Here is a 23,517-nt window from a genome sequence, read left to right on the forward strand (position 1 = left end):
GGCGCCCGCTCAGTCCACCTCGCCGTACTCCGCGACCTGCCGGAAGTGGACCAGCACGTCGAAGGTCCGCCCGAGGGCCACGTCCCGCAGCACGTCCGCCGGATCGCCCGAGTACCCGGAGGGCACCACGAACATGGGCCGGGCGGTGTCCAGCCAGGCGCCCGCGGCGCCGTCCCGCCGGACGCGGCGGAGGTCCACGTAGTAGTCGCGGTGGCGCACCCGGTCGAGCAGGTGCTCGTTGCTGCCGGGCGCGGCCGGGCCGGTGGAGAAGACGCCGAAGCGGAGGGCGTTCAGGTCGAAGGCGCGGTAGCGGGCCTGGTGGACGGAGGTCGCCACGGCCAGGTACCGCTCGCCCACCGCCTCCCGCAGGAACTCGCCCTGGACCCGGGGGTGGGTGTCCCGGTACGGGGTGCGGTGGCCGAGGTGCGCGTTGTGCGCGGAGACCACGATCCGGTCGCCGGTCCACCGCTGCCACCACACCGTGTGTGCGGCCATCGCCCGGTCCCGGTGGAGGTTGGCCCGGGCCTGCCGGGCCGGGTCGGGGTCGCCGGCGCCCAGCGCGTACACCGTCGCTGTGTCGGCGATGACCTTCGCCTCCTGGAGGGTCCACGGGTCCGCCCCGGGTTCCCGTTCCAGCAGGGCGTGCGCGGCCCGGGCGTCCCGGGCGATCGTCTCCAGTGCGGTGACGGGCTTGGCGGCCAGGGCCTCGACCCGCTCGCCCATCCCCCGGGGCAGCGCCAGCAAGGATGCGTACAGTCGGCGCAACTCGACGCCCGGAGACGGTCGTTGGGCATCCGCCCAGGCCAGCACCCGAGCGTACTGGGCGTGGTTGACGTCGTTCACGTCGTTGCCCACCACCCGGAGCCTGCGGTCCGGCGCCACGGTGCGGTTGTGGTCGCGCATCCAGGCGAAGAGGCGCAGGAACTCGGCGTTGTTCCAGTCCGCGTAGCTCCCCTGGAACTCCTCCCGCATGATCCGGCGCAGATCGCCCTCCCCGGTGCGCACATAGCGGTCCAGGAGGACCCCCGAGGACCAGGAGGTCTCCAGGGCGAAGGTCCGGAACCCCCGGGCGGCGACCAGCTGCCGGAAGATCCGGTCCTTGAGCTGGAACAGTTCCTTCGACCCGTGGGTGGCCTCCCCGACCCCGACGATGTCGGCCTTGCCGACCATCCGCACCAGGGGCGCCAAGTCCCCTGCCGGGGCGTCGGGTTCGGCGGTCGTCAGCGGATGGGCGCGGCGCTCCAGGGCGGCGACCACCGCCCGTTCCTCGCCCGCTCCCGCGGCGATCGGGTGGGCGGCGGGGACGGGCTGCGCCCCGGTCGCGGCGACGACGGGGCCGGTCAGTACGCTCGACACGGTCGCGGCGGCGAGCAGGACGGCGGTGAGCCGGGGGAAGGACCGACCGGAATCCCCGCGTACGGGACGCATCGGGCGGACGGAGGGCGTACGGGTGCGCACGGCGGCATCTCCTCGTGGGTGGGTGTCGATTCGCTCGACGGGCGTCATCGGCCCGGCAAACGAAGGCAGTGGGCGGCTCGACCCCGGGTGTCCCCTCGCTCCGGCGGCCGCCGCCCCCTCATCGTGACCGTCCGCCGTACCCACGAAGAAGACGCACCCGCCTCAGCAACCGCTAAGTTCTGCTCATGCACGTGGTCACGGTCCTCCTCGCGGACGGCGTCCCGGGACACCAACTCGGCGTTCCCGGTGCTGTCTTCGGTGCCGCCACCCGCGCCGGGGGCCGGGCCCGCTACGAGGTGCGGGCCTGTTCCGCCACCGGCACCGTCACCACCGCCGACCCGACCCTCACCCTCACTACGCCCTGGGGCCCGTCGGCCCTGGCGGACGGGGCCGACACCGTCCTCGTCACCAGCCCCGGCGACCACCTGGCGCCACCGCCGCCCCGGGTCACCGACGCCCTGCGGGCCGCCGCCGCACGGGGCTGCCGCATGACGGCCGTCGGCACCGGCACCTTCACCCTGGCCGCCGCCGGCCTCCTCGACGGCCGCCGCGCCACCACCTCCTGGCCGCACCTCGACGAGCTCGCCCGCCGCCATCCGCGCACCACCGTCGTACCGGTGGGCGACCCCACCGTCGCCGACCCGCCGTTCCACACCGCGCCCGGCCTGTTCGGCGGGATCGACCTGTGCGTGGAGCTGGTCACCGCGGACCACGGGGTGCGGGTCGCCGCCCAGGCCATGCGCCAACTCGTCCTCCCCGTCCACGAGCAGGTCATCGCGGACGAGACGGAACGGGAACGGGACCTCACCCGGCACAGCGACCTCGCCCCCACCCTGCGCTGGCTGGAGGCCAACCTCCACCGCCCGCTGGCCCTCGCCGACCTGGCCGCCCACGCCAAGATCAGCGTCAGCACCCTCACCCGCCGCTGCCGCGCCCAGACCGGCCTGCCCCCGCTGCGCTACCTGCTGCGCGCCCGCCTCCACCAGGCCCAACTCCTCCTGGAGAACACCAACACCCCCGTCGAGCAGATCGCCGCCCGCACCGGCTTCGGCTCCCCCGCCAACCTCCGCCACCACTTCCACCGCCTCACCGGCACCGGCCCCCGCGCCTACCGGGCCGCCTTCCGCCGGGCGGTCGCCACGGTCGTACCCCCGCCACCGGAGGAGCCCGACTGACCGTCTCCACCGGCAGATTGTCGATCGCCGGCGCCAGAACCGCGAAGGCGGACCACTGGCGGCACGCCCCTTCACCGGCCGCGCCGTCCCACCGCCCGCCGGCCCACCGCCCCCGGGCGACGCCCCAACGGGACGGGCGCCCGACCGGGACACACACCCCGGCCGAGCGCCCGCCACCACACCACGTCACGTCAACCGGTCGTGCGCCCCTCCCCCGCCGCGTACCCCACGAACGCCGCCCAGGTCCCCGCGCCGACCACCAGCGCGGGCCCCCGCTTGGCCTTCGAGTCCCGCACCCCCACCCGGGGGTGCACCACCGCGACCTCCACACAACTGTTGCCGGTGTCACCGGAGTGGGAGGACTTGAACCAGTTGCCCTCGGGGGCGAAGAGGGCGGCCACCTCCACACAACTGTTGCCGGTGCCGCCGGAGTAAGAGGACTTGAACCAGGCCGATTCAGGGGCCACCTCGGCGGCCGACAGGTAAGTAGTGATGGCTCCGCTACCTTCTCGCTAGTTCCTTGACGAAGGTGATGGTGTCCTCCACCCCGAGGGCGAGACCGACCATCGTGTCGAACCTCCGGGTGAAGCGTTCGACCTCTCGGGGCTTGTCCGAAGCGGACACGGCACCCCAGGCGTTGTCCGTCTGCACCCGGGCGGGCAGGCCATCGCCCAGGCGCAGGATCGCGAAGTCGTGGTGGGAGCGGTACCCCCGGCGGAAGGGCAGCACCTGGACGGAGACGTGGTCCAGCCCGGCGAGGCGGACGATCTCCTCGTACTGCTCGCGCATCACCTCGTCGTCCCCGACCGGAACGCGCAGCGCCGCCTCGCCCAGGATGACCCGGAGCCGGACCGGGTCCTCCCGCTCCAGCACCCGCCGCTTGCGCTCCATCCGCAGTTCGACGTTCCGCTGGACGAACTCGGCGGTCATGTCCTCCACCGGGCGGCCCGTCTCGTACAGGGCCTTGGCATAGGCGGGGGTCTGGAGGATTCCGTACACCACGGTCGGGTGGTACGCCGTGAGCGACAGGGTCTCCGCTTCCAGGCCGACGTAGTGCGGCATACCGGGCGGCATGAAGCTGCGGTAGCCGGTCAGCCAGTCGTCGTTGGGGGCCTCGCGGTTCAGCTCGACCAGTTCGTCCACCAGGTCCTGGTCGGTGACCCCGTACCGCTTCAGGAGGGTACGGAGGTTGCCCACGTTACGACGGAAGTTGAGTTCGCCCTTCTCGATCCGGGCGAGGGTCGCCTCGGACAGGTCGGGGAGGCCCCGGACCGCCTCGCGTCGGGTCATGCCCTTGGCGCCGACCCGTTCGACCCCCGGGCAGTTCTCCCGCAACTGCCTCAGCTGAATGCCCAATTCGAGACGTCGTCCGGACGCCCCTCGTTTGGCTCCCACCGTGCACCCTCCTGTGAGCTTCGTGCGGGTCCAGTATCGCCCCGCGACGGTCGATCGCACCCCTGCGCGGTCGGCCGGGTTGCCTGAGCACACGGGCGCATAGTCCATTTCGACACCCGTGCTGGTTAATCACCGGTGGCACGGTTGCGAACCAAACCAGCGGCACAACAGGCTAGTTGGTGGACGAGCGCAAAGCGTCCCGGTTGGGCCCTTCCACACCCGTGCGCCTGCCTCGCGCTCCCGCACGCCCACCCTCCGGAGGTTTCACGTGCCCGTCGTTCCCCCGCTCCCCTCCTCCCCGTCGACCCCGTCGACCGCCGGCCGCGCCCCGTCCGTCCGCCCCCGCACCGCACCGGAGGAGACGGGCTTCGACGTGACGCTCTCCCGGGTCGGGGCGCGCACGGACGTGGACCGGATGTGGCCCGGGCTGCTGCGGCGGGTGGGGAACACCTGCCTGGACAGTTGGGGAATGGGCGGGGTCCGGGACGACTTCGGCCTGTTGCTCTCGGAACTGGCCACCAACGGCTTCCGGCACGGCGGCGGGCCCACCGTGCGGGTACGGGTGTGGCGGACCGGGCACCGGGTGGGGATCGAGGTGGGCGGCGGCACCCCCCGCACGCCCTTCGCGGCCCCCGCCCCCGCCTCCCCCTTGGCCGAGGGCGGCCGGGGCCTGCACCTGGTGGGGGCCTTCGCCGACGCCTGGGGCGTCACCCCGGACGGCACCACCACCTGGTGCCTGCTCCCCGACCACCCGCAGGGCGGTGCCGACCGACCGTAGGCGAGGGGAGCGGAGCGGGCGGGGCCCCAGCAGCACGAACGACACGCATCCGCGGGTCGCCGACCCGCGCCACCGCGTGACGGAACCCTGTCCTTGCCTGGAGCGGAAAGGCTCCCCGCAGATGCACCGGCAGGGGCAGCAAATTCCCCCATCGACTGTTTCCGGCTGACAGTCGATGGGGCACCGAGCACCAACCAACGAAGGAGAGTGCGCCGTGTCAGGAGCAAGTATGGTGCGTCCGGCCCCCGAGAGGGTGGCCGAGCGGGCGCGAGGGATCTTGGCCACCATCGAGGCCGACCCCGAGTTCGGGCGCCTTTGGGACACATGCGCCAAGTACTCCTCCGACTGGGATGACTTCTACGGCTACCCGGTCATCCCGGACTACGACGCGATCGGCGACGCTCCCGCCCTGTTCAAGGAGACCGTTCGGGGAATGGCCCTGAAGAGCGCCGTGTTCGCGCTCACGGACGGGGACGAGGAGGCGGCGGAACTACCCCTCCCCGTGCCGGTCGACGTGATGTCCCACGCGCTCATGGCGCAGTTCACGTTGCTGTGCCGCATGCAGGAACGCGGCGGGTTCCAGTTCGTGCACATGACGGACATGGAGGAAGGCCCCGGGGGCGGCGCGTGGGACCACGGCGACTACACCCACCAGTGCTACAAGAGCGCGTTCGGCGACGTGCACCCGCGCTTCTGGATCGGAAGCGCGGAGACCGAACGGCGCCGCGCCGTGCTGGACGAGGTGTACGCCCGCATCGGTGTCACCGACCGCGGGAAAAGGGTGTCCATCCCGCTAGGCGCCGCCACCAGCTAGGCACGACAACCGGCGCGTCCTGTTCGGTCTCCACCGGGGCGGGCCCGAACCTGTCAGGTTCGAGTCCCACCTTGTGGGGGTGGACACATGCCGGGGTGCCATCGGGAGCGTAGCGGTAGCCGTCCTCGGAGTTGAACGGAGCTTCTCGGTTCGGACGGTCGTAGACCACGAACCCGGACCGGGGAAGCCGTTTCGACGGGCAGATACCGCACGCAGGGTCGTCGGCACCTGCGAAGGGTTCGTTCACAGACCCGGAGCTTAGTGCCGCATGACAGGCTCGGGGCCCGTTCCGGCCTTCCCACACGCGGAAGGCCGATGGGACGAATGGGTGTCCCACAGCGCGCGACGTGAGACACCCATGCCGCCCCAATCGCAGCGGGCAGGGCTACCCGCCCCCTTGGCCCTCGTCCCGGGCGCTCCGATCCGCGACGTACGTTCCACGCTGCGGAACGACGAACAGCATCCCCTCGGAGACCAGGACGGCGGTCGCCCGACGCACTGTCGGACGGGACAGTCCGAACTCATCGCAGAGACGAGTCTCTGACGAGATCGGACGACGGGGCTTCCAGTCACCGCGGGCGATACGCGCCCGCAGGATGCCGGCGAGCTGGTGAAACGGCGGCTCGGATGCATCCCGCTCGATCTCGTCATCAGGGCCGTAGTCCATCCGACCAACGGTAACCGGGTCCATCCGACAGAGCACAGCAAGCCATGTCAAAGTCTCGACACCAACAGAGAGGCCTCCCATGAATCCATGGATTCTGAGCGAGTGTGACCACCAGTACGAGACGTGGAGCGGTGCTGAGCGGTCCATCAAGTGCGGCCACACGCGACGCTAGTTGAGGACGGGAGGGGCACCGGTCGGTCGGTGCCCCTCCCCACAGAGTGGTGACCACATGAACGAGCGAGTCGATTGGGAAGAGTTGCCGGAGAATCTCCGCCGTGTGGTGGAGGCGTGCACCGGCACCGTCGTGGCATCGAAGAGCGTGCCGAGCGGGTTCAACTGTTCCACGGCCCTGACGCTGCACACCCTCCGCAGCGGGTGCCTGTTCTTCAAAGGGGTACGGGCGGACGACGGCGACGGGGTAGCGGGACTGGTGCGCGAGGAGCGGGTGAACGGAGCCTTGGGCGGCATCTGTCCGGCGGTCCGGCACCGCTTCGAGGCCGGCGGATGGACCTGTCTGGCGTTCGACCACATCGACGGGCGCCATGTCGACTACGGCCCCGACACGGGCGATCTTCCTGCCGTGGCTGACGCCCTACGGCGGATGAACCGCCTACCGGCACCCGGTCTTCCCCTCCCGCGACTCTCGGAACGCCTCGCCGACCATCTGCGTCCCGGTGAAGCGGACCACCTGGCCGGCACCCATCTCCTTCACACGGACACGAACCCCCACAACGTCCTCATCGACCGGGAGGGACACGCACACGTCATCGACTGGGCGATGCCCGTCCTTGGACCCGCATGGGTCGACGTCGCCTACACGGGCCGGTGGCTCATGCGCTTCGGACAGCGCCTGGACGACGTCGCCCGCTGGCTGAACGGGTTCACCAGCTGGCAGGAGGCCGACCCACGAGCGGTCGAGGCGTTCGTGAACGCGACCTGCCGCCAAGCAGCGGCACGCGTGGGCGAACGTGGTCATCGGTCAGCAACGCACAGTTCCGAAACCTGGTCGATGCGCTCGGCACCCGCACGCCACGGCGCACGTAGACCCGCCCACGGACCCCTTCGGGTGTCTGGACGAAACTACTCCTCCGCCTCGTCCCCGTCCGAGGGCCGGACGAACGTCCCCAGACTCGGGACGGTCGTGATCAGCCCCGACTCACGTAGCGCCCTGGTCGCCTTGCGGATCGTGTCCCGGTTGACCCCGAACTCAGCCGCCAACCTGACCTCCGAGAGCGGGAAGCGCTGCGGATACTCCCCGCGCTCGATCCTGCGGGATACCTCTTCGGCGATCTGCTGCCACTTGGGGCGCATGGGGTCGAACTCCACCCCCTGACGCTACCGAGGTGCTGACCATGACGCACTCCCGTCCCGGTCCGCCGACAGGGGTGGACAGGGGCGTATAGGGTATCCGTCGTCGAAGACGAAAACTCCCCGACAGACCGCGGGAACGGTCCATCGGGGCTCGCCGAACCAGCTTTAGGGAGCTGACCGACGTATGCGTGAGTTTATCGTCCGTGCACTCATGTGGGTGTCCGCCCACCTGACGTTGACCCGCCGGACCCGACCGGGGCGCCACACCGCCGAACACTTCGCCAACCGCCCCGCCGGGCCGCCGTCCGGCACCACCCCCGGACGGGTGAGCGCATGGGCCCGCCCGTGGACCGGCCCGAGCGCCGCCGAAGCCCGAGCGATCTTCCGTGCGGAGGAAGCCCGCCATCTGAGCCCCGAACAGCGCGAGCGCTACTACGCCACCGCCTGGGCCGAACGGGGCTACGACTACCCGTACACCGCCCCCGGGGTCCACCAGGTCCGGACAGGGGCGACCGCATGACCCGCGACGCGCTCACCAACGCCCCGCCCACCGAAGCGGGCACCCACTGCTGCCACTGCGGACGCTGGACCACCGCCCCCGTCGTCCTCGGGTACGGCAGCGTCAACGGCACCGGGTTCATCGCCCACCGCGTGTGCCCCCAACACGCCGGCGCATCCGGCCCCTGCACCGCCGACCACCACACCACCGGCTGACAGACCCACCAACGGCGGAAGGGCCGTGCCCGGCCTGTTCGGCGGGATCGACCCGTGCGCGGAACTGGTCACCGCGGACCACGGGGCGCGGGTCGCCGCCCAGACCGTGCGCCGACTCGTCCTCCCCGGCTGACTCCGCCGTCCGCCGTGCCCGTGGCGGGTCCGTCGCCGCGCGGGGTGCGGAGCGACGGACCCGCCGGTCGGGTCAGCGCCGGGCGGTGCGCCGGCGCCGGACGGCGAGCAGCACGCCGACGCCGACCGCCGCGAGCACGCCGGCGATGCCCGCGGTCACCGCGATCCCGTTGCTGCCGGTCGCGGCCAGCGGGCCGCCGGCCGCGGGCGAGGTCGACGCACCCGTTCCGGCGGACGGTTCGGCGGCCCCGCCGGTGGTGGAACCCCCGGTGGTCACGGCGGCGCCGTCGTCCGGCTCCGTCCCGTCGTCCCCGCCGGTGGTTCCGGCCCCGCCGGCACCGCTGCTGGTGGTGCCGTTCCCGCCGGAGCCCTGGCCCCCGCCGGTGCCGTCGCTCCCACCGGTGGCTCCACCCCCGCCGGACGCACCGGCCCCGCCGTTCCCGCCGGTGCTCTCGCTTCCCCCGGTGCTCTCGCTCCCGCCGGTGCCGCCGGTGTCCTCGCCCTCGACGCCGCTCCACCGTGCGAGGGCCTCGGCGCTCGTGGTGGCCCCGCTCGGCGCCACGAGGACGATCGACTGGGCGTGCTCCGCCGCAGTGGGCGTGCCTCCGGGCGAGGTGGGCACCGAGACGATGCGGCCGTGGTGCGCGGAGCCCGGGGCGGTGGCCGTGATCGTGGCGGTCCCCGACCGGTCGGTGCCGCGGAGGTCCAGATACAGGGCCTGACCGTCGACGACGGAGTTCGGGTCGAGCGCGGCGCCGTTCTCGTCGGTCAGCGTCGCCCCGGGGGTGACCGAGACCCGCACGGTGGGGCGGTTGGTGCTCACGACGAAGGGGCCGACGATCGTTCCGGCCTCCTGCGCGGTGCTCGGCGCGGAGATCGAGATGCTGGTGGCGGCTCCGGTCGGCGGCGTTCCCGTGCTCGCGTTCGCACCGGCGATCAGGTAGCGGTAGGCGGTCTCCGAGTCGCTGGTCTCCCACGCCCAGTCGGCGTCGAAGCCGAGGTCGGTGTACCGCCAGATCGCGTACTGCATCGCCTCGATGGCGTCGTTGCGCGCGATCCCGGGCACTCCCGCCGCGGTGCCGAACTCTTCGAGGCTCAGGGCCGGATAGCCGTGTTCGAGTACCCAGAGGACCTTGCCCTGGACTGCCGGATCGGTGAAGTGGTTGGACCCGAGGAAGTCCTCGGGTCCGCTCACCGTGCCGGTGATGTCCGTCAGCGCGGTCACGTCGTGCTCGATGCAGTAGGCCCAGAGGTCGGGCTCGCCCGGATCGTCGGGGTCCGCCGGCACGGGTGAGTGGACGGAGAAGATCCCGGTGCCGCTGTATCCCTGCCGGTCCTCGATGTACACGGTGTCGCCGCTCTGCGGAGGGTCGGCCTCGGCCGCTGCCACGGCCGTTCCGGGCACGAAGAGCACGACGACCGCGAGGAGACCCGTCGTCACCACGCCCGCACGTCGTGTCCATCGGCTCCGTGCCCTGCTGGCTATTTTCACGTCCGGTCCCTTCGTTCGACGACGAGCCGCCGACGCGGGCACGCGAGGACCCATGCCATCGACTCCTGCACCGAACACGATATAGACATATAACCGCCATTTGGCGCATTGGGAGCCTATCTGACGCTGTTTCCGTGACTGACCGTGGCCGTTCGACCCCCCGTCACCTCCCTCCGCGCGGCCCCGCCGGGCCAGCCCTGCCGCCGGGCCGGGCGGGGCCGCCGACACCCGGCCGTCACCACCACCCGGCGACCGCTCCCCGACCAGCGGCCCGGAACCGTCAACAACCCCTTCACCGGACACTGAGCGGGGTCCGGGCGGCGGACCCGCAGGGGCGAACCGCGCCCGAACGGCACGCGTAGAAGTTCGTGCAAGCCGCTGGACCGCCCGGGCGGTCCGGCGGCAAGCTCGTTCTGCTTGATCACCACCCCGAGCCACCGGAGGACACCAGTGACGTTGCACCGGCTGGGCAAGGACCCGGAGAGTCCCAACAACGGTTCCCCGACCGTCTACGTGGACGACGAGAGCGGAAACTACATCCTGCAAGGGTGGCGGGTGACGGACACGGCTCGGCTGGCGCAGTTGGACGTTCCCGCCCATGAAACCGTCATCGAGTTCCCGAAGCGCATGATGCGGTTCTTCCCGGAGGTGAACGGTGGCGACGGAGAAGACGTTTGACGGCTTGTTCCGTACCTCGAAGCACAGCGCTTACCACTTGGAGATGCGGGACGCCTACGCCCTGGACCGAGACTACGTCGAGTGGACGTCGGGCAACCGGTTCGACCCGGCAGAGCGTTGGCCCTGGTGGATCGAGTTGGTCTCCACCTCAGTGGCGCGCGGCGTCGACGTCCGCCGGGCGCGCATCGTCTCCGAACCGGTCTCCCCGTATGTGCGGTACGAGTACGAACTGACCGAAGGCCACAACGTCAAGGCCGGAGAGAGCGTGCGCTGGTTGCCCCGCCGGAAGGCCTCCGGGCTGGCGCTCCCCGGTAACGACCTGTGGCTCTTCGACGGCGCGTCCGTACTCTTCAACCACTTCGACGGCAACGGAGAGATGACCGGTGAGGAACTGGTCACCGACCCTGCCGTGGTGGAGCTGTGCGCATCCGCGTTCACCGCGGTGTGGGAGCGCGCCACACCGCACGCGGACTACCGGCCGGCGTGATCCGGAGCAGCCCGAATGAGTACGTCGTCCAGTGTCCGGCAGGCCCGGGAGGCCCTGGGCCTGCGCCTGCGCGAGATCCGGAAGGACTCGGGGCTCACCGCGCGGGCGTTGGCCTTCCGGGCCGGCTGGCACGAGAGCAAGTGCAGCCGCATCGAGAACGGGCGTACGGCGCCCTCGGACGAGGACCTCCGCGCCTGGGCGTCGCACTGCGGGGTGGAGGGGCAACTCGCCGACCTGATCGCCACCGCACGCAACATCGACGGTGCCCACGTCGAGTGGCGACGCATGGAGCGATCCGGTCTGCGGCGCGCCCAGGAGTCGGTGCTCCCGCTGTGGGAACGGACCCGGCACTTCCGCTCCTACTCCTCCTGGCTGGTCCCCGGGCCGTTCCAGACCCGCGCCTACGTCGAGGCGTTGCTCACGGCGATCCGTGACCGCCGCGCGCTGCCCGACGACCTGGAGGCGGCCGTACGGGTCCGCATGGACAAGCAACGGGTCCTGCACTCCGGCTCCCGCCGCTTCGCCGTCCTGCTGGAGGAGGGCGTCCTGCGCCACCGGATTGGCGGCGCCGACACCATGGCCGGTCAGCTCCACCACCTCCTGTCGATGGCGGCCCTGCCGAACGTCAGCCTGGGCGTGATCCCGTTGACGGCGGACCGCACGGCGCTGTGGCCGGTGGAGGACTTCTGGATCTTCGATGAGGTCCAGGTCAACGTCGAACTGGTCTCCGCGTTCCTCACGATCACCCAACCCCACGAGATCGACGCGTACGCCCGTGCCTTCGTCGACCTGGCGGCCCTGGCCGTGCACGGCGCCCCGGCCCGCGCCCTGGTCACCGCGGCCGTGGACGCCCTGGGGTGACCCCGCACACGTCGTCCCCGCCCGGGCGCGGGTGGCACCCTTGCAGCATGAATGCATCCGCCCCGGCGCCCACCCCCGCGCCCGCGCCCCGTCGTGCCCGTGTCCGCGCCCCCGAGCTGGTCGGCGAGGGCGGCTGGCTGAACACCGGCGGGAAGGAGCTGACCCTCGCGGACCTGCGGGGCCGCATCGTCATCCTGGACTTCTGGACCTTCTGCTGCGTGAACTGCCTGCACGTCCTGGACGAGCTGCGGGAGCTGGAGGAGAAGCACCGGGACACGGTGGTGATCGTCGGGGTGCACTCGCCGAAGTTCGTGCACGAGGCGGAGCACGCGGCGGTGGTGGACGCGGTGGAGCGGTACGGGGTGGAGCACCCGGTGCTGGACGATCCGCGGCTGGCGACCTGGCAGCAGTACGCGGTGCGGGCCTGGCCGACGCTGGTGGTGATCGACCCGGAGGGGTACGTCGTCGCGCAGCACGCGGGCGAGGGGCACGCGCACGCGCTGGAGCGGCTGGTGGTGGAGCTGGAGGCCGAGCACGCGGCGAAGGGCACCCTGCGGCGCGGGGACGGCCCGTACGTGGCGCCGGAGCCGGCTGCGACGGAGCTGCGCTTCCCGGGCAAGGCGCTGCTGTTGCCGTCCGGGAACTTCCTGGTGTCGGACACCACCCGGCACCAGCTGGTGGAGCTGGCGCCGGACGGGGAGGAGGTGCTGCGGCGGTTCGGCTCGGGCGAGCGGGGCTTCGCGGACGCGCCGGCGGGGCGGCCGGAGCTGGCGGCGTTCAGCGAGCCGCAGGGCCTGGCCGCGCTGCCGGACGGTTCGGTGGTGGTCGCGGACACGGTGAACCACGCGCTGCGCCGGCTGGACCCGGTGACGGGGGCGGTGACGACGCTGGCCGGCACCGGGCGCCAGTGGTGGCAGGGCTCGCCGACCGGCGGGCCGGCCCGGGAGGTGGACCTGTCCTCGCCGTGGGACGTGGCGTACTTCGGCGGGCGGGTGTGGATCGCCATGGCGGGCGTCCACCAGCTGTGGACGTACGACCCGGTGGAGGGCACGGTGGCGGTGGCGGCGGGCACCACCAACGAGGGGCTGGTGGACGGGCCGGCCGCGGAGGCGTGGTTCGCTCAGCCCTCGGGGTTGGCGGCGGGCGAGGACCGGCTGTGGGTCGCGGACTCGGAGACCAGCGCCCTGCGCTGGGTGACGGAGGACGGGACGGTGCACACCGCGGTGGGCACCGGGCTGTTCGACTTCGGGCACCGGGACGGGGACGCGGCCGAGGCGCTGTTGCAGCATCCGCTGGGGGTGACGGTGCTGCCGGACGGTTCGGTCGCGATCAGCGACACCTACAACCACGCGCTGCGCCGCTACGACCCGGTGAGCGGCCTGGTCAGCACCCTGGCGACGGACCTGCGGGAGCCCTCGGACGCGGTGGTGGTGGACGGGGACGTGGTGGTGGTGGAGTCCGCGCGGCACCGGTTGACCCGCTTGCGGTTGCCGGAGGAGGCGGTGCGGGTGGCGGCGGTGGCGCACCGCACGCGACGGGAGGCGACGGAGGTGGCGCCGGGGGCGCTGGTGGTGGACGTGGTGTTCCAGGCGCCGGCGGGGCAGAAGCTGGACACCCGGTACGGTCCGTCGACGCGGCTGCTGGTGTCGTCGACGCCGCCGGAACTGTTGCGGACGGGCGCGGGCGCGGGGACGGACCTGTCCCGTGCCCTGGAGCTGGACCCGGCGGTGTCGGAGGGGGTGCTGCACGTGTCGGCGATGGCGGCGTCCTGCGACGATGACCCGGCGAACCCCTATCCGGCGTGCCATGTGCACCAGCAGGACTGGGGGGTTCCGGTGCGGCTGGTGGCGGGCGCGGCCGAGCGGTTGCCGCTGGTGCTCGCGGGCATGGACCCGGGGGCGTAGCGCCCGGCCCGGGGCCCGGCCAGTGGCCGGGCCCGGGGGCGTCAGCGGGTGTCGTGCCGTTCGTCGACGACGGTGGTGGCGCCGGGGACGAGCACCCGGCGGCGGCGGGCGATGCTGGTGAAGGCCGCGATGCCGATGAGGCCCACGGCGATGAGGACGAGTCCGACCACGTCGAGGTTGAGGCCCTGCACCTCCCAGTCGGTGGCGAAGGTGAGGATGGCCCCCACCGCGAGGAGCAGGATGCATCCGCCCAGTCCCATGGATCTGGCCTCCCTGTCGGCTGTGCCGAATCGTTGCGGCAGTTCCGTTCGGGGGGCGCGTACCCGGACTCCGGGGGGTCATGCGCATGCCCGTTCCCCCGGGGCGGGGGAACGGGCACGGGACGGGCGGGACGGGTCAGCCGGTGAGGAACGCGGTGAGGGCGTTGGCCAGCTGGTGGGGGTCGTCGGCGGCGCACAGTTCGCGGGCGCTGTGCATGGAGAGGATCGCCACGCCGATGTCGACGGTCTTGATGCCGTGCCGGGCCGCGGTGATCGGGCCGATGGTGGTGCCGCAGGGCATGGCGTTGTTGGAGACGAAGGTCTGGAACGGGACGCCGGCCTTCTCGCAGGCGGCGGCGAACACGGCGCGCCCGGAGCCGTCGGTGGCGTAGCGGTTGTTGACGTTGACCTTGAGAATGGGGCCGCCGCCGGCGCGCGGGTGGTGGGTGGGGTCGTGGCGCTCGGCGTAGTTGGGGTGCACGGCGTGGCCGGTGTCGGAGGAGAGGCAGACGGTGCCGGCGAGGGCGCGGGCCCGGTCCTCCAGGGTGCCGCCGCGGGCGAGGACGCTGCGCTCCAGGCAGGAGCCGAGCAGCGGGCCGTCGGCGCCGGTGTCGGACTGGGAGCCGTTCTCCTCGTGGTCGAAGGCGGCGAGGACGGAGATGTACGGGAGGTCCCCGGTGGCCGCGGCGGCGGCGAGGGCGGCGACGCCGGCGTGCACGGAGATCAGGTTGTCCATGCGGGGCCCGGCGACGAGTTCCTTGTCGCGGCCGAGGTAGGCGGGGGCTTCGACGGGGTGGGTCATCAGGTCCCAGCCGGTGACGGAGTCGGCGGGGAGGTCGTGCTCCTCTTCGAGGAAGCGGATGAGGTCGCCCTCGTGGGCGTCGCCGAAGCCCCAGACGGGCTGGAGGTGGCGCTGGGGGTCGAGCTTGAGGCCCTCCGCGCTGACCTTGCGGTCGAGGTGGATGGCGAGCTGGGGGACGCGGGCGAGCGGGCGGTCGACGTTGACCAGGCGGTGGGTGCCGTCGCGCAGCGAGAGCCGGCCGGCGATGCCGAGGTCGCGGTCGAGCCAGGAGTTGAGGAGCGGGCCGCCGTAGATCTCGACGGCGAGTTGGCGCCAGCCGTGGGCGGAGCTGTCGGGGAGGGGCTTGATCCGCAGGTTGGGGGAGTCGGTGTGGGCGCCGACGATGCGGAAGGGGGTGTGGGCGCTGGCGCCCTCGGGGACGTACCAGGCGACGATGGCGCCACCGCGCAGGACGTACTTCCCGCCCGCGGTACCGTCCCAGGCGTCGGTTTCGGCGAGTTGCCGGAATCCGGCCTTCTCCAGCCGCTCGGCGGTGTTCGCCACGGCGTGGTAGGGGGAGGGGCCGGCCGCGAGGAACGTCATGAGGTCGTCAGTGTGGCCGCGGTCGAAGCGGGGGGGTTGGCTCATGGGTTCACCTTAACGACGACCGGAGGCCCGCCCCCGGGGGTGTGAGCGGGCCCCTAGTGAAATGTACATGTCGTGGGTGGATGTCCGGGGTGCCGGATCTTCGCACCGGCCGTTCGGGGGGTGCGTCCGGCTCAGAAAGCGGCTTCGTCGAGGTCCATGATCCCGAGGTCCACGGACTCGGCGAGCAACCGCTCGGTGGCCACCCCGGGCAGGACGTTCGCCGCGAAGAACCGGGCGGCGGCGATCTTGCCGGCGTAGAAGGCGCGGTCCTTCGGGGACGCGGACGGCAGCTTCTCGACGGCGACCGCGGCCCCGCGCAGCAGCAGGTAGCCGACGACCACGTCACCCGAGGCGAGCAGCAGCCGGGTGCCGTTGAGGCCGACCTTGTAGAGGGAGCGGACGTCCTGCTCGGTGGCCGCGAGGTCGGTGAGCATCACGCCGACGATCGCCTCCAGCTCGCCGGCGGCCCGGGCCAGTTGGTCGCGGGCCGCGGCCAGTTCCTCGCCCCCGGAGCCGAGGGCGAGGAACTTCTTGATCTCCTCGGCGAGGGCGTTCAGCGCGGCGCCCTGGTTGCGGACGATCTTCCGGAAGAAGTAGTCCTGCCCCTGGATCGCGGTGGTGCCCTCGTAGAGGGTGTCGATCTTGGCGTCCCGGATGTACTGCTCGACCGGGTACTCCTGGAGGTAGCCGGAGCCGCCGAGCACCTGGAGCGACTGGGCGAGCTGCTCGTACGCCTTCTCCGAGCCGTAGCCCTTGACCACCGGCAGCAGCAGGTCGTTGAGGGCGTGCTCGGCCGCGGCGTCCTCGCCGGCGGCCTCCTTGACCGCGATGGCGTCCTGCACGCTCGCCGTGTAGAGGACCAGCGCCCGCATGCCCTCCGCGTACGCCTTCTGCGTCATCAGCGAACGGCGCACGTCGGGGTGGTGGGTGATGGTGACCTTGGGCGCGCCCTTGTCCATGAACCGGGCCAGGTCGGTGCCCTGCACGCGCTCCTTGGCGTACTCCAGGGCGTTGAGGTAGCCGGTGGAGAGGGTGGAGATCGCCTTGGTGCCGACCATCATGCGGGCGAACTCGATGATGCGGAACATCTGGCGGATGCCGTCGTGCACCTCGCCGACCAGCCAACCCTTCGCGGGGTGCCGGTCGCCGAAGGTCACCTCGCAGGTGTTGGACGCCTTGAGGCCCATCTTGTGCTCGACGTTGGTGGCGTACACGCCGTTGCGCTCGCCGAGTTCGCCGGTCTCCACGTCGAAGAGGAACTTCGGCACCAGGAACAGCGACAGCCCCTTGGTGCCGGGGCCGGCGCCCTCGGGACGGGCCAGCACGTAGTGGAGGATGTTCTCCGCCAGGTCGTGCTCGCCGGAGGTGATGAACCGCTTCACGCCCTCAACGTGCCAGGTGCCGTCCTCCTGCTGCACGGCCCTGGACCGGCCGGCGCCCACGTCGGAGCCCGCGTCGGGCTCGGTGAGCACCATCGTGGAGCCCCAGGCCCGGTCCACGGCGAGCGCGGCGATCCGCCGCTGCTCCTCGGTGCCCTCCTCGAAGAGGATGCGGGCGAACGCGGGCCCGGAGGCGTACATCCAGATCGCCGGGTTGGCGCCCAGGATCATCTCGGCGTACGCCCAGATCAGGCTGGTGGGGGCGGGGGTGCCGCCGATCTCCTCGGGCAGGCCGAGGCGCCAGTACTCGGAGTCCATGAACGCCCGGTAGGACTTCTTGAAGGACTCGGGGAGGGGGGCGGTACCGGTGGCGGGGTCGAAGACGGGCGGATTGCGGTCGGCGTCGGCGTAGGACGCGGCCAGTTCGTTCTCCGCGAGGCGGGTCATCTCGGCCAGGATGCTGCGGGCCGTTTCCACGTCCGTCTCGGCGAACGGTCCGGTGCCGTAGATCCGGTCGCGGCCGAGCACCTCGAAGAGGTTGAACTCGATGTCGCGGAGATTCGACTTGTAGTGCCCCATGGCGACGGCTCCGTAGGTAGCTCGGTGATCACACGCGTACTGGCGAGTAGGAGGTACTCACGATGATGCTACCCATCGGTAATATCGGCAACCCCCCGACGCGCTGATCCTTCCCCCGACCGTCCCCCCGTGATGCCCCCGCCCCGCACCCGGGCGGGCGCGGCCCGGCGGCCCCCCGCCGCTCGGTACGCTTGCGCCCATGTACGGCTACGACCAGCACGCAGGCGGCGCCGCCCCTGGGCAGAGTTACGCGCAGCCGCAGTCCCCGCCCCCGCAGGCGGCCGGCGGGTACGCACAGCAGCCCCCGCTGTATCCGGAGCCGTCCCCACCGTCCCTCGCGGACGCGGTCCGGGCGTTCACCACGGGCTCCATGGCCGCCGAGGACTTCCAGCAGATCTTCGCGACCTCCAAGGTGTACTGCCCGCGCGGCGACAACCCCGGGTTCCTCGCCCTGCACAACACCCAGCAACCGGTGATCCCGATGTTCACCACGTTGAAGGAGTTGCGCCGGTACGCGGGCAAGGAGTCCAAGTACTTCGTGATCACCGGCGCCGAGGTGATCGACCTGCTGCCCACCGGTTACGGGTTCGTCCTCGACATGGAGGGCGACCACCGGATGGTCTTCGACGCGAAGGCCGTGGAGCAGATGGTCGACTTCGCGATGCGCCGCATGTACGGCTGAGAAAGTGTTGGGTAATCGGGTGATTACTGGTTCTTGAGGTCGTCGGCGAGGCGGCGGGCTGCTTCGGTCTCGATGGGGCCGTGTGGTTCGATCTCCTCGCCGGCGAGGCGGGCGGCCATGAGCCGGATCATGGCGACCTTGATCATCGCTTCGGCGTGCGCGGTCTTGCGCTCGTAGTCCCGTGCCAACCGTCTGCACCGTCCCAGCCAGGAGAATGTCCGCTCGACCACCCACCTGCGGGGCAGCACCTGAAACCCTTTCACACCAGCGTTACGCGGCACCGCGACGATCTCCAGGCTCTCGCACTCAGCCGCCCAGCCGACTAGGCCCGCGTCGACCACGTTGACGTAACCACCGTCGACCCAGACCAGTCCGACCTGCGGAAACTCCTGGCGGACACCACCCAGAACCAGCTTCGCGCCCGCCCGGTCCTGCACCGACGCCGAGTGCACCACCACCCGCAGCACGAGCCCGCACGTGTCCACCAGCAGATGCCGCTTGCGACCCCGGACCCGCTTGCCCGCGTCGTATCCGATCGCCTCCCCGCCCTGATGACTGCGGGCCGACTGCGAGTCCAGCACCGCCGCCGACGGCTGCGGATCCCGCCCGTCCACCACCCGCACCCGCTCACGCAACGCATCGTGAACCCGGTCCCAGGTACCGTCCGCCGACCACGCACGAAACCACCGGTACGCCACATCCCACGGAGCAAGATCGTGCGGCACCAACCGCCACGCACACCCGCTGACCAGCACATACAACACAGTGTCCACGACCAGCCGACGCGGGAACTTCAACCGGCGGCCCGCCCGACGCGGATCCCGAACCGGCAACAACGCCTCGATCACCGCCCACTGAGCATCCGTCAAAGACGACTCGTAGGCAGGCTGACACACGCAGACACACATGCCGGTGATCTTCGCGAACACCCACCCACGAAGATCACCGCCAGGGGATCACGTCATGCAGTTGATCAATTACCCAACACTTTCTGAGGCCCGCCCCACCCCCACGACGGCCCCGGCGACCCCTTCGGTTCCGGGGCCGTCCGGGTGACAATGGCCCCGGGTGCGGCACCGGCCGCCCCGCGGGACCCGGGCCCGAAACCAGGGGACCCGGAACCCGGGGCTCTCGGGGTCGACGACGAAACGGGGTGTCCGGATGGGACGCAAGGGCCGCGCCGCCGAGCGCGCCGGCAGGATCGTGGGCACGTACGCCGACTGGGCGGGCATCGCCGGCGCGGGACTCGTCCTGGTGCTCGGCTTCGTCTCCTACCTCCAGGGCCGCGGCCCGGTGCTGCTGGTCGTCGGCCTGCTGGTGCTCTCGCTCAACCTCTTCACCTTCGGCCCCCGACAGCGCCAACGCCGCGAGGCCCGGGAGCGGGCCGCCGAACGGCGCCGGCAGGAGCGGGAACCGGAGCACGAGAACGCCGAAGGCTGACCGGCCGGGTGCGGATTCCGCTCCGCACCCCACCGGTCAGCCCGTGGACCGTCGACGGCGTGACCGTCAGCCCAGGTGAGCCGCGGCCGGGGCCTCGCCCGTGGCGGGACGGGCGCCGCGCAGCGACACCACCGTGATCACCAGGCCGGCCACGAACAGGCCCGCCGCCACCAGGTACGCCGCGGCGTACCCCTCGGTCAGCGCCTCCGCGGCACGCTGCATCAGGCTCGCGTCACCGGTGGCCGCCGCCTGGTAGAAGCTCGCCGAGGCGTTCGGCAGCACGTCGTCGGCCTGCGCCACCGCCACCGTGGTCAGGGTCGCCAGACCCAGCGCGCCACCGATCTGCTGCGCGGTGTTCAGCAGCGCCGAGGCGATCCCGGAGTCCTGCGGGGCCACGCCCTGCACCGCGCCCAGGGTCATCGGCACGAAGCTCGCGCCCAGGCCCAGCGCGGTGACGAACATCGCCGGCGCCAGGTGACCGGCGAACGAGGAGTCGGTCTCCAGCATCGCGAACCACAACATGCCCACCGCGCCGATCAGCAGTCCGGGCCCCGCGATCCGGCGCGGCGACCAGCGGGAGATCAGGCGGGACCCCATCGTCGCCGAGATCATCATGCCGACGCTGAACGGCAGGTAGGCCAGGCCCGTCTTGACCGGGCTGTAGCCCAGCACCTGCTGCATGTACAGGGTCATGAAGTAGAACGTGGCGAACATGCCCGCGCCCAGGAACAGCATGGTCACGTAGGAGCCGGAACGGACCCGGTCGGCGAACAGCCGCAGCGGCAGCATCGGGTGGTCCACCTTCGTCTGGAGGACCAGGAACAGCGACAGCAGCACCAGCGCGACGACGAAGGACGCCACCGTCAGCCCGTCCGACCAGCTGTGCTCGCCACCGCGGGTGATCCCGTACACCAGGGCGATCAGACCGCCGGTGCCGGTGATCGCACCGGGTATGTCCAGCCGTCCGTGCTCGGGCCGGCCCTCGGCCAGCAGCTTGGTGCCGACCAGCACCGCCACGCCGATCGGGACGTTCACGAAGAACACCCAGCGCCAGTCGAGGTAGTCCGTCAGCACGCCGCCGAGCAGCAGACCCACGGTGGAGCCGATGCCGGCCATCGCCGCGTAGACGCCCATCGCCTTGTTGCGCGGGGCGCCCTCGGGGAAGTTGGTCGCGATCAGCGACAGCGCGGTCGGGGCGGCCACCGCCGCGCCCACGCCCTGCAGGATGCGGGCCGCGATCAGCAGGAACTCGTTGGTGGCGAAGCCGCCGAGGATCGAGGCGACGGTGAACACGACGATGCCGAAGCGGAACATCCGGCGGCGCCCGAACAGGTCGCCCGCCTTGCCGCCGAGCAGCAGCAGACCGCCGAAGGCCAGCGCGTAGGAGTTCACCACCCAGGCCAGCGTGGAAGCGGAGAGGTCCAGGTCGGTCTGGATGCTGGGCAGCGCGATGTTGGTGATCGTGCCGTCGAGCACCACCATCAGCTGGGCCGTCGCGATCACCACCAGGGCCCAGCCGAGCGCTCTGGGGGGTGCTCCGCTGCCGTGCGCGGTCGCGGTCGTGGTCATGGGGAAGCTCCTCGTGAGGCGTCAGGGGCGTACCGGTCCGCCCGGCAACACCAAGCGAGAAAACTAACCGAGCGTTGACTTTTATTTCTCACCGAGCGGTGAGAAATAGCTCACACCCCCTTCCCCGAGCCGCCGGTCGGACCCCGGAACGCCGCGGAGCCCGCCGCACGGGAGGTGCGACGGGCTCCGACGGAACGCGCTCGGACGTGTCCGGGACTAGGGTTCCGGTTCCGTTTCCGGTTCCGGTTCCGACTCCGGTTCCGACTTCGGTTCCGACTTCGGTTCCGACTTCGGTTCCGACTTCGGTTCCGACTTCGGATTCGGCGCCGATGCGGGTCCGGGCGTCGGCTCCGGGGTGATCAACTCGCTCAGCACGGGCACCGCCAACCGCAGCACGTCCGCGAGGTCCGCCTCCGCGAGGTCCGGCATCCGCAGGATGAGCCGGTGCATGGCGACGCCCATCATCATGGCGCCCACCAGGGCCGACTTCAGCCGGGCGTCCGGGTCGTCGCCGAGCCGCTCGGCCACCGGGTCCACCGCCTGCGCGGTGACCCGCCCGCGCAGCAGCTCCGCCGCCTCCTCGCTGGTCATGCTGGCCCGCAGCAGCGCGGTCATCGGGGTCTCCGGGTCCTTCGACCAGTTGTCCAGCATGTTCCGCAGGTAGTTCCCCACCGACTCGCGCGGATCGTCGGTGGTCATCTCCGCGATCGGGATCTGCCAGGCCACGGCCTCCCGGAACAGCTCCTGCTTGGTCCCGAAGTAGTGGATCACCGACGCCTTGTCGACGCCGGCGTCCGCCGCGATGGACCGGATCGTCGCCCGCTCGTAGCCGCACTGCGCGAACTGGCGCCGGGCCGCCTCCAGGATGCGCCGCCGGGTGCGTTGCCCCTTGGTCTCCCGCTCCGCCTCCGGCCGGGCCTCCGGTACGGGTTCCGGTTCCGGACGGGCCGTCGCCTCCCGGACGACCGCCTCCGGGACCGTGACCCGCTGTTTCTGCGCGTCCGGGACGTCACCGCTGGTCACGACGGCTCCTCTCGGGTGGGGGCCCCGATGGTACGCGGGACGGGAGGCGGTGCCCGAGGGGGGTCGGCGGCGGTCGGGCGGTTGCCCCGGGGTCAGCGGGTGGCGAGGTGGGCGGCCCATGTGGTGGCCCTGGTCAGGTGTTCGGGTCGGAGTCCGGTATGGGGGTCGGGTTGGACGAGGAGGGTAGCGGCTCCTCGTGCGGTGCGGGTCGCGGCCCAGTCGTGGTCGAGGGTGGTGAAGTCGTCGTCGATCCAGACGGCGGGTGCCCCGTGGAGCCAGGCGTCGACGCGGTCGCGCTTCCAGAGGTAGCCGTTGGGGTGGCTGGTGGTGATCCTCGGGCGGGGGAGGTCGACATAGGGCAGATCGGGGAGACCGAGGAGGGGGCCGATGAGGGCGGTGGCGTCCTGCCGCCAACTGGTGCACCAGACCGGGGTGACCAGGCCGGTGCGGATCACCTCCATGAGCAGGGCGCTGTGAGTGGGGTCGAGCCAGACGCTGACCGGGGCGTCCGTGCTGCGGCCGGTGGGGACGACGTCGTGTCGGGTGTGGGTGGCGGGGATGGAGCCGTCCGGGCCGGGGAAGGGGATGAGGACGCCGTCGACGTCGAGGAGCAGGTAGGGCGGGCGCATCCGTTTCCTCCGTGGGGAGTCGGGACGAGTGGCGGTCAGAGTTTGCGGGCGCGGATCAGCAGGGTGGTGGGCCAGTGGCCGGTGCGGGGGTCGTGGAACTCCTGGGCCGAGGTGGTCCAGAAGCCCGCCCGGCGGAGCTGCCTCTCCCAGCGGTCGGGGGCGAACTCCCAGCGGGCGACGGGGAGTCTGGTGCGGTCGGGGAGGGTGACGTGGTCCCGGCAGGGCCGGTCGTCGCCGGACGGGCAGCGACCGGCACGCTGCGGGTGGGGGACGGAGAAGGCGAGCACCCGGCCCGGTGGGAGGCGTCGGGCGATGGCCGGGAGCAGGAGTTCGGGGGCGACGAGGCCGATGGCGCCGAAGATGGAGTAGATCGCGTCGAACTGTTCGTCGGAGGCGTGCAGGTGGTGCAGGACGTGCCCGGCGATGAAGGTGAGGTTGTTCAGTCGTCCGTAGTGGGAGCGGGCGCGGCGGACCTGGAGGCCGACCAGGTCGACGGCGGTGACGTGGGCGTGGTGGCGGGTGGCGAGGTGGGCGGCGTTGTGGCCGGGGCCGCAGCCCAGCTCCAGAACGCTCTTGCCGTGCAGGTCGGCGCCGAGGGCCTCGGCGCCGGGGCCCTGGCCGGGTCTCGTGGTCCATTCCATCCGGGTGGGCGCGGAGAGGG

25 protein-coding genes and 1 pseudogene are annotated in these 23,517 nt (G+C 71.7%); 12 read left to right on the forward strand and 14 right to left on the reverse strand.

The window, feature by feature from the left end:
* Window positions 1-9 precede the first annotated feature (9 nt).
* Window positions 10-1,458, reverse strand: coding sequence for an erythromycin esterase family protein (locus ACSMX9_RS12980; protein ID WP_445402484.1), 1,449 nt, complete (start codon window positions 1,456-1,458; stop codon window positions 10-12).
* A gap of 185 nt (window positions 1,459-1,643) precedes the next feature.
* On the opposite strand from ACSMX9_RS12980, the gene ACSMX9_RS12985 reads away from it, so the two are divergent.
* A complete protein-coding gene (locus tag ACSMX9_RS12985; RefSeq protein ID WP_445402485.1) occupies window positions 1,644-2,633 on the forward strand; it encodes a GlxA family transcriptional regulator in 990 nt (329 codons plus the stop codon).
* Between the two features lie 191 nt (window positions 2,634-2,824).
* Here the strand turns inward: ACSMX9_RS12985 and ACSMX9_RS12990 are convergent, their stop codons facing one another.
* Both ACSMX9_RS12990 and ACSMX9_RS12995 read right to left on the reverse strand, forming a co-directional pair.
* Window positions 2,825-3,100, reverse strand: coding sequence for a DUF397 domain-containing protein (locus tag ACSMX9_RS12990; RefSeq protein ID WP_445402486.1), 276 nt, complete (start codon window positions 3,098-3,100; stop codon window positions 2,825-2,827).
* Between the two features lie 34 nt (window positions 3,101-3,134).
* On the reverse strand, window positions 3,135-3,989 hold the full coding sequence (locus ACSMX9_RS12995) for a DUF5753 domain-containing protein (protein WP_445402487.1): 855 nt from the start codon (window positions 3,987-3,989) through the stop codon (window positions 3,135-3,137).
* 307 nt (window positions 3,990-4,296) lie between these two features.
* Here ACSMX9_RS12995 and ACSMX9_RS13000 point away from each other — a divergent pair, with 307 nt between their 5' ends.
* Both ACSMX9_RS13000 and ACSMX9_RS13005 read left to right on the forward strand, forming a co-directional pair.
* Window positions 4,297-4,806, forward strand: coding sequence for an ATP-binding protein (locus ACSMX9_RS13000; RefSeq protein WP_445402488.1), 510 nt, complete (start codon window positions 4,297-4,299; stop codon window positions 4,804-4,806).
* A gap of 214 nt (window positions 4,807-5,020) precedes the next feature.
* A complete protein-coding gene (locus tag ACSMX9_RS13005) occupies window positions 5,021-5,620 on the forward strand; it encodes a hypothetical protein (protein ID WP_351239128.1) in 600 nt (199 codons plus the stop codon).
* Between the two features lie 385 nt (window positions 5,621-6,005).
* Here ACSMX9_RS13005 and ACSMX9_RS13010 read toward each other — a convergent pair whose 3' ends face one another.
* Complete coding sequence (locus tag ACSMX9_RS13010; protein WP_445402489.1) at window positions 6,006-6,434, reverse strand: winged helix-turn-helix domain-containing protein; 429 nt, start codon at window positions 6,432-6,434, stop codon at window positions 6,006-6,008.
* A 454-nt stretch (window positions 6,435-6,888) separates the two neighbouring features.
* Between ACSMX9_RS13010 and ACSMX9_RS13015 the strand changes: the two are divergent.
* Window positions 6,889-7,134 (forward strand): annotated as a pseudogene (locus ACSMX9_RS13015) (phosphotransferase); the annotation flags it as partial.
* Window positions 7,135-7,367: 233 nt separating this feature from the next.
* Here ACSMX9_RS13015 and ACSMX9_RS13020 read toward each other — a convergent pair.
* A complete protein-coding gene (locus ACSMX9_RS13020) occupies window positions 7,368-7,613 on the reverse strand; it encodes a winged helix-turn-helix domain-containing protein (protein WP_351239122.1) in 246 nt (81 codons plus the stop codon).
* A 169-nt stretch (window positions 7,614-7,782) separates the two neighbouring features.
* Between ACSMX9_RS13020 and ACSMX9_RS13025 the strand changes: the two genes are divergently transcribed.
* Window positions 7,783-8,118: a hypothetical protein gene (locus ACSMX9_RS13025; protein ID WP_445402490.1), complete on the forward strand. Its 336-nt coding sequence runs from the start codon at window positions 7,783-7,785 to the stop codon at window positions 8,116-8,118.
* Window positions 8,115-8,312, forward strand: coding sequence for a hypothetical protein (locus ACSMX9_RS13030; protein WP_445402491.1), 198 nt, complete (start codon window positions 8,115-8,117; stop codon window positions 8,310-8,312). The genes ACSMX9_RS13025 and ACSMX9_RS13030 overlap by 4 nt, the downstream gene beginning before the upstream one ends.
* Window positions 8,313-8,517: 205 nt before the next feature.
* Here ACSMX9_RS13030 and ACSMX9_RS13035 read toward each other — a convergent pair whose 3' ends face one another.
* A complete protein-coding gene (locus ACSMX9_RS13035) occupies window positions 8,518-9,888 on the reverse strand; it encodes a thioester domain-containing protein (RefSeq protein ID WP_445402492.1) in 1,371 nt (456 codons plus the stop codon).
* Between the two features lie 498 nt (window positions 9,889-10,386).
* On the opposite strand from ACSMX9_RS13035, the gene ACSMX9_RS13040 reads away from it, so the two are divergent.
* Genes ACSMX9_RS13040 through ACSMX9_RS13055 form a run of 4 tightly spaced genes read left to right on the forward strand, consistent with a single transcriptional unit; the run spans window position 10,387 to window position 13,866 of the window.
* Window positions 10,387-10,614: a hypothetical protein gene (locus ACSMX9_RS13040; RefSeq protein WP_445402493.1), complete on the forward strand. Its 228-nt coding sequence runs from the start codon at window positions 10,387-10,389 to the stop codon at window positions 10,612-10,614.
* Between the two features lie 43 nt (window positions 10,615-10,657).
* On the forward strand, window positions 10,658-11,101 hold the full coding sequence (locus ACSMX9_RS13045) for a DUF6879 family protein (protein WP_445402978.1): 444 nt from the start codon (window positions 10,658-10,660) through the stop codon (window positions 11,099-11,101).
* 15 nt (window positions 11,102-11,116) lie between these two features.
* Window positions 11,117-11,962 (forward strand): helix-turn-helix domain-containing protein, encoded by an 846-nt coding sequence (locus ACSMX9_RS13050; protein ID WP_445402494.1) that lies wholly within the window; start codon window positions 11,117-11,119, stop codon window positions 11,960-11,962.
* Window positions 11,963-12,009: 47 nt separating this feature from the next.
* Window positions 12,010-13,866, forward strand: coding sequence for an NHL domain-containing thioredoxin family protein (locus tag ACSMX9_RS13055; protein ID WP_445402495.1), 1,857 nt, complete (start codon window positions 12,010-12,012; stop codon window positions 13,864-13,866).
* Between the two features lie 41 nt (window positions 13,867-13,907).
* Here ACSMX9_RS13055 and ACSMX9_RS13060 read toward each other — a convergent pair whose 3' ends face one another.
* The 3 genes from ACSMX9_RS13060 to ACSMX9_RS13070 all read right to left on the reverse strand — a co-directional run bounded on the left by ACSMX9_RS13060 (window position 13,908) and on the right by ACSMX9_RS13070 (window position 17,513).
* Window positions 13,908-14,126 (reverse strand): DUF6458 family protein, encoded by a 219-nt coding sequence (locus ACSMX9_RS13060; protein ID WP_351239104.1) that lies wholly within the window; start codon window positions 14,124-14,126, stop codon window positions 13,908-13,910.
* Between the two features lie 136 nt (window positions 14,127-14,262).
* Window positions 14,263-15,555 carry a M18 family aminopeptidase gene (locus ACSMX9_RS13065; protein WP_445402496.1) on the reverse strand — a complete coding sequence of 431 codons (1,293 nt, stop codon included), beginning with the start codon at window positions 15,553-15,555 and terminating at the stop codon, window positions 14,263-14,265.
* Window positions 15,556-15,686: 131 nt separating this feature from the next.
* Complete coding sequence (locus ACSMX9_RS13070; protein WP_445402497.1) at window positions 15,687-17,513, reverse strand: acyl-CoA dehydrogenase; 1,827 nt, start codon at window positions 17,511-17,513, stop codon at window positions 15,687-15,689.
* 199 nt (window positions 17,514-17,712) lie between these two features.
* Here ACSMX9_RS13070 and ACSMX9_RS13075 point away from each other — a divergent pair, with 199 nt between their 5' ends.
* Window positions 17,713-18,195, forward strand: a complete 483-nt coding sequence (locus ACSMX9_RS13075; RefSeq protein ID WP_445402498.1) for an SseB family protein — start codon at window positions 17,713-17,715, stop codon at window positions 18,193-18,195.
* A 23-nt stretch (window positions 18,196-18,218) separates the two neighbouring features.
* On the opposite strand, the gene ACSMX9_RS13080 is transcribed toward ACSMX9_RS13075, so the two are convergent.
* Window positions 18,219-19,124 (reverse strand): IS5 family transposase, encoded by a 906-nt coding sequence (locus ACSMX9_RS13080; protein WP_445402499.1) that lies wholly within the window; start codon window positions 19,122-19,124, stop codon window positions 18,219-18,221.
* Window positions 19,125-19,356: 232 nt separating this feature from the next.
* On the opposite strand from ACSMX9_RS13080, the gene ACSMX9_RS13085 reads away from it, so the two are divergent.
* Window positions 19,357-19,635, forward strand: a complete 279-nt coding sequence (locus ACSMX9_RS13085; protein ID WP_445402500.1) for a hypothetical protein — start codon at window positions 19,357-19,359, stop codon at window positions 19,633-19,635.
* A gap of 66 nt (window positions 19,636-19,701) precedes the next feature.
* Here ACSMX9_RS13085 and ACSMX9_RS13090 read toward each other — a convergent pair whose 3' ends face one another.
* The 4 genes from ACSMX9_RS13090 to ACSMX9_RS13105 all read right to left on the reverse strand — a co-directional run bounded on the left by ACSMX9_RS13090 (window position 19,702) and on the right by ACSMX9_RS13105 (window position 23,497).
* A complete protein-coding gene (locus tag ACSMX9_RS13090; RefSeq protein ID WP_445402501.1) occupies window positions 19,702-21,204 on the reverse strand; it encodes an MFS transporter in 1,503 nt (500 codons plus the stop codon).
* A gap of 216 nt (window positions 21,205-21,420) precedes the next feature.
* Complete coding sequence (locus ACSMX9_RS13095; RefSeq protein ID WP_445402502.1) at window positions 21,421-22,227, reverse strand: TetR/AcrR family transcriptional regulator; 807 nt, start codon at window positions 22,225-22,227, stop codon at window positions 21,421-21,423.
* 92 nt (window positions 22,228-22,319) lie between these two features.
* Window positions 22,320-22,856 (reverse strand): HAD domain-containing protein, encoded by a 537-nt coding sequence (locus ACSMX9_RS13100; protein ID WP_445402503.1) that lies wholly within the window; start codon window positions 22,854-22,856, stop codon window positions 22,320-22,322.
* A gap of 35 nt (window positions 22,857-22,891) precedes the next feature.
* The gene (locus ACSMX9_RS13105) at window positions 22,892-23,497 is read right to left on the reverse strand and encodes a class I SAM-dependent methyltransferase (RefSeq protein WP_445402979.1); all 606 of its coding nucleotides are present in this window, start codon (window positions 23,495-23,497) and stop codon (window positions 22,892-22,894) included.
* Between the last annotated feature and the right edge of the window lie 20 nt (window positions 23,498-23,517).

This window comes from Streptomyces sp. LE64 (assembly GCF_052606915.1).

What these genes read in the sequence shown, in the direction of transcription:
- ACSMX9_RS13090 (WP_445402501.1), bottom strand. Translation starts at nt 21,204, where the DNA reads ATGACCACGACCGCGACCGCGCACGGCAGCGGAGCACCCCCCAGAGCG.
- ACSMX9_RS13085 (WP_445402500.1), top strand. Translation starts at nt 19,357, where the DNA reads ATGGGACGCAAGGGCCGCGCCGCCGAGCGCGCCGGCAGGATCGTGGGC.
- ACSMX9_RS13060 (WP_351239104.1), bottom strand. Translation starts at nt 14,126, where the DNA reads ATGGGACTGGGCGGATGCATCCTGCTCCTCGCGGTGGGGGCCATCCTC.
- ACSMX9_RS13075 (WP_445402498.1), top strand. Translation starts at nt 17,713, where the DNA reads ATGTACGGCTACGACCAGCACGCAGGCGGCGCCGCCCCTGGGCAGAGT.
- ACSMX9_RS13045 (WP_445402978.1), top strand. Translation starts at nt 10,658, where the DNA reads ATGCGGGACGCCTACGCCCTGGACCGAGACTACGTCGAGTGGACGTCG.
- ACSMX9_RS13030 (WP_445402491.1), top strand. Translation starts at nt 8,115, where the DNA reads ATGACCCGCGACGCGCTCACCAACGCCCCGCCCACCGAAGCGGGCACC.
- ACSMX9_RS13100 (WP_445402503.1), bottom strand. Translation starts at nt 22,856, where the DNA reads ATGCGCCCGCCCTACCTGCTCCTCGACGTCGACGGCGTCCTCATCCCC.
- ACSMX9_RS12985 (WP_445402485.1), top strand. Translation starts at nt 1,644, where the DNA reads ATGCACGTGGTCACGGTCCTCCTCGCGGACGGCGTCCCGGGACACCAA.
- ACSMX9_RS13025 (WP_445402490.1), top strand. Translation starts at nt 7,783, where the DNA reads ATGCGTGAGTTTATCGTCCGTGCACTCATGTGGGTGTCCGCCCACCTG.
- ACSMX9_RS13105 (WP_445402979.1), bottom strand. Translation starts at nt 23,497, where the DNA reads ATGGAATGGACCACGAGACCCGGCCAGGGCCCCGGCGCCGAGGCCCTC.
- ACSMX9_RS13070 (WP_445402497.1), bottom strand. Translation starts at nt 17,513, where the DNA reads ATGGGGCACTACAAGTCGAATCTCCGCGACATCGAGTTCAACCTCTTC.
- ACSMX9_RS13050 (WP_445402494.1), top strand. Translation starts at nt 11,117, where the DNA reads ATGAGTACGTCGTCCAGTGTCCGGCAGGCCCGGGAGGCCCTGGGCCTG.
- ACSMX9_RS13055 (WP_445402495.1), top strand. Translation starts at nt 12,010, where the DNA reads ATGAATGCATCCGCCCCGGCGCCCACCCCCGCGCCCGCGCCCCGTCGT.
- ACSMX9_RS13010 (WP_445402489.1), bottom strand. Translation starts at nt 6,434, where the DNA reads ATGGACCGCTCAGCACCGCTCCACGTCTCGTACTGGTGGTCACACTCG.
- ACSMX9_RS13065 (WP_445402496.1), bottom strand. Translation starts at nt 15,555, where the DNA reads ATGAGCCAACCCCCCCGCTTCGACCGCGGCCACACTGACGACCTCATG.